Genomic DNA, 3,292 nt, shown 5'->3' on the forward strand with positions numbered 1-3,292 from the left:
AGCCAAACGCACGGACAAGACAGCACCACGACCCGCCTGACAGCACGTGGCTGCTGCCGCCGGCCGTGAAGAAGGCCGCCCAGGCCGGGTGAGCGACCCCGGTCCACGTCGTGCGCGAGACCCCCGCCCTGACCGGTCGGGGGTCTCGTGCGTGATGCGGGAGCCAAGGGGCTTCGGCCTCATCACTACGACCGGGCGGGTCTACGATCCGGGCGGGCGACCGGCTGCTGGCGATGCCCGACCTGCCCGAACTCGTCCGCCACCAGGTCGAGTTCAACCGGCAGTTCTCCGCGGAACACGCCGTCGCGCTGCCCCGGCCGGCCACCGCGACACGCCGCCCGAAGTCCAGGGCCGGCAAGGCCGCGAGGTCCTCGGGGCGGAAGCGCTGAGCGACTCCACCGGCGTGGGCGGCCGACCGTCCCGGCCGGGTGGGGAAGTCGAGGGGGCGGGGCTGCATCCGGACAGGTCGCCGATGCGTCTACGTCGTCATGGACCTGGAGAAACGGCCCGCACCGCAGCCCGCCGAGCCGGCGCGCCGGACGCCCCCGCGGCCGACGCCCGCACCTGAGGCACCCGAGGGGTGCCTCACCGCGGCGATCCGGATTCCCGTACGGATCGTGGTGCTCGTGCTGGTCCTTCCGGTGCGGATGGCGTGGGACGCGCTCGTTGTCGCGGGCCGGTTCCTCGACGACACCGTGCTGCGGCCCGCGGGGCGGGCCCTGCTGTGGCTCGCGAAGGCCGTGCTGGTGTGGCCGTGGGTGGCGCTGTGGCGCCACGTCGTCGTGCCGGTCGCCAAGGGGCTCGGCCGGCTCGGGTACTGGCTGCTCGTCCTCCCCCTGATCTGGCTCCACAGGTACGTCCTGTCCCCGATCGGCCGCGCCGTCGCGTGGGCGGCGGGCGGTGCCTGGGCCGGCCTGGCGTGGGTCGCGACCGGCGCGTGGGCGGGGGTGGTGTGGGCCGCGACCGGGGCGTGGGCCGGGCTCGTGTGGCTGTACGGCTGGACGTTGGTGCCGCTGGGGCGGGGCCTCGCCTGGCTGGCCAGGGGGCTCTGGCGCGGGATCGCCGCCGTAGGGCTCGGGGTGTTCGCGGTCGTGGCCTGGCTGGTGCGGTACCTCGTCGTCGTACCGGCCGGTTGGCTGTACCGGTGGGTGCTGACGCCGGTGGGCCACGCCCTCGCCTGGACGGCCGGGGGAGCCCTGTGGCTCATACGGATGATCTTCACCGGGATCGGGCTCGGCCTCTACTGGACGCTGCGCGTCCTGCTCGTGCTGCCCGCGCTCGCGCTGTGGCGGTGGGTGCTCGCCCCGGTCGGGCGCGCCCTCGCCGTCGTCGGACGCGAGATCCTGGACGCGCTCGGCCATGCCTGGCGGATCGCCGGGCGCCTCTCCCTCGCCGTCGGACGGGCCCTGGCCACCTTCTTCCGCTGGCTCGTCGTCGAGCCGACGCGCTGGGTGTACCGGACCGTCCTCACCCCCGTCGGCCATGTCGTACGGGACATGGTCTGGAAGCCCGCCGCCGCTGCCGCCCGCGCCGTCGGCCGCACCGCCCGCCAGACCCTGGACACCGCCCGCGCCTCCCTCCGGCAGGCCCGCGCCAGTGTGCGCCAGGCACTCCTCGGACGGCCGGCGGAACCGGTGCCCGCCGCCCGGCGGGAACCGCGAGCCGCCGAGGCACGTACTCTTGGTAGCAGTACGACCGCTCTCACGAAGGAATGAACGACACTGGGCAAGCGACAGCCCGAAGGCCCGCCGCCCGCACCCGCGGTGCAGCGCATCCGACTGCGCTACACCAAGCGCGGCCGCCTCCGGTTCACCAGCCACCGTGACTTCCAGCGCGCCTTCGAGCGTGCGCTGCGCCGCGCCGAGGTGCCCATGGCGTACTCGGCGGGGTTCACGCCGCATCCGAAGGTGTCGTACGCCAATGCCGCACCCACCGGCACGGGCAGCGAGGCGGAGTACCTGGAGATCGCGCTCACAGACGCGCGCGACCCGGAAAAGCTCCGGATCCTCCTCGACGAGTCGCTGCCCACCGGCCTCGACATCGTCGACGCGGTCGAGGCCCGCACCTCCGGCCTCGCCGACCGGCTCACGGCCTCCGTCTGGGAGCTGCGGCTGGACGGCGTGGACCCGGCGGACGCCGCCCGCGCGGTAGCGGCCTTCAACGCGGCCGACGCCGTCGAGGTCCAGCGCATGACCAAGAACGGCGTACGGACGTTCGACGCCCGTGCCGCCGTGGTCGAACTCGACCGTGTCGACGGTGCCGAGACGCCGAGTCCCGAGGCTGATAGGCCGACCGACCAGCCCTGTGCGATACTGCGGCTGGTTGTTCGGCACGTGACGCCTGCCGTACGACCCGACGACGTCCTGTCCGGTCTCCGCGCCGTGGCCGACCTGGCGCCGCCGGTCCCCGCAGCGGTGACCAGGCTGGCGCAGGGGCTGTTCGATGAAGAGACCGGCACGGTGACCGACCCGCTCGCGCCCGACCGCGAGGCAGCGGCGGCCCTCACAACGGCCGCCCCCACTGCCGCCGCGAAGGCGTCGGAGCCGGTCGGCCCCGCGTAGGGACGGACGTCGTAGCGCCGCCCTCGTATCCGGGAGCCACCTGGGTCGGGCAGCGCACCGACCACAAGACTTTCGCCAGGCCGTACGCAACACGGCGTACGGAACCGGCGAGACAGGACACAGAGAGCTCCCGAGCGGCGCCCGCGCCCCGGACGGCGGCAGTCGCGTACGACGCGAGCCGCGGACGTCACCGGCCACGCCGGACCCGGGTGCGGCGCCCGGGAGCCTGACGGGAGAAACGCCCGCATGCCCGAACAGATCGAGAACACGGAGTCCGCGCAGGGCTCCGACCGCAACACGCCCAGCGACACCCTGCCGCCGCGCCGTCGCCGCCGTGCCGCGTCCCGCCCGGCGGGACCGCCGACCGCGGCGAACGAGGCGTCCGCCGAGACCGTCGAGCCGACCGTGTCGGTGGCGGAGGCCGCGGACCTCGCGAGCAGCGAGCCCGGTGAGGCTGCTGAGACGGACGAGAACGTCGTGGCCGCCGAGAGCGATGTGGCTGCCGTGACCGATGAGGTGGAGGAGGCCGTGGAGGCTTCCGAGCCTGCCACCGAGGCCGTTGAGGCCGTCGAGGCCGCGCCCGCCGGGCGCACGCGCCGTCGTGCCACGCGCCGCGCCTCCGCGCCCGCCGGCGCCCCCAAGGGTGCCGAGGCCGCCGAGGTCGCCGAGACCGTCGTGCCGGCCCCCGCCGAGGAGAACGCCGCCGTCACCGAGGCGCCCGCCGCGGAGGC

At 74.9% G+C, this 3,292-nt stretch carries 3 protein-coding genes and 1 pseudogene; all 4 read left to right on the plus strand.

All coding sequences use genetic code 11. From position 1 onward, the window contains the following. Nucleotides 1–233 precede the first annotated feature (233 nt). Entirely contained in the window at nt 234–389 is a 156-nt protein-coding gene (locus M8J73_RS12675) for a hypothetical protein (protein WP_157873046.1), read from the plus strand. A 99-nt stretch (nt 390–488) separates the two neighbouring features. Continuing rightward, the gene (locus M8J73_RS12680; RefSeq protein WP_249828614.1) at nt 489–1,715 is read left to right on the plus strand and encodes a hypothetical protein; all 1,227 of its coding nucleotides are present in this window, start codon (nt 489–491) and stop codon (nt 1,713–1,715) included. Between the two features lie 48 nt (nt 1,716–1,763). After that, nucleotides 1,764–2,561, plus strand: a complete 798-nt coding sequence (locus M8J73_RS12685) for a TIGR03936 family radical SAM-associated protein (protein WP_055540613.1) — start codon at nt 1,764–1,766, stop codon at nt 2,559–2,561. Nucleotides 2,562–2,807: 246 nt separating this feature from the next. Continuing rightward, nucleotides 2,808–3,292 (plus strand): annotated as a pseudogene (locus tag M8J73_RS12690) (Rne/Rng family ribonuclease); the annotation flags it as partial.

Source organism: Streptomyces neyagawaensis, assembly GCF_023516595.1.
Lineage (GTDB): Bacteria > Actinomycetota > Actinomycetes > Streptomycetales > Streptomycetaceae > Streptomyces > Streptomyces neyagawaensis.

Excerpts from the sequence above, each read along its gene's own strand:
- M8J73_RS12675 (WP_157873046.1), top strand. The coding sequence starts at position 234 with ATGCCCGACCTGCCCGAACTCGTCCGCCACCAGGTCGAGTTCAACCGG.
- M8J73_RS12680 (WP_249828614.1), top strand. The coding sequence starts at position 489 with ATGGACCTGGAGAAACGGCCCGCACCGCAGCCCGCCGAGCCGGCGCGC.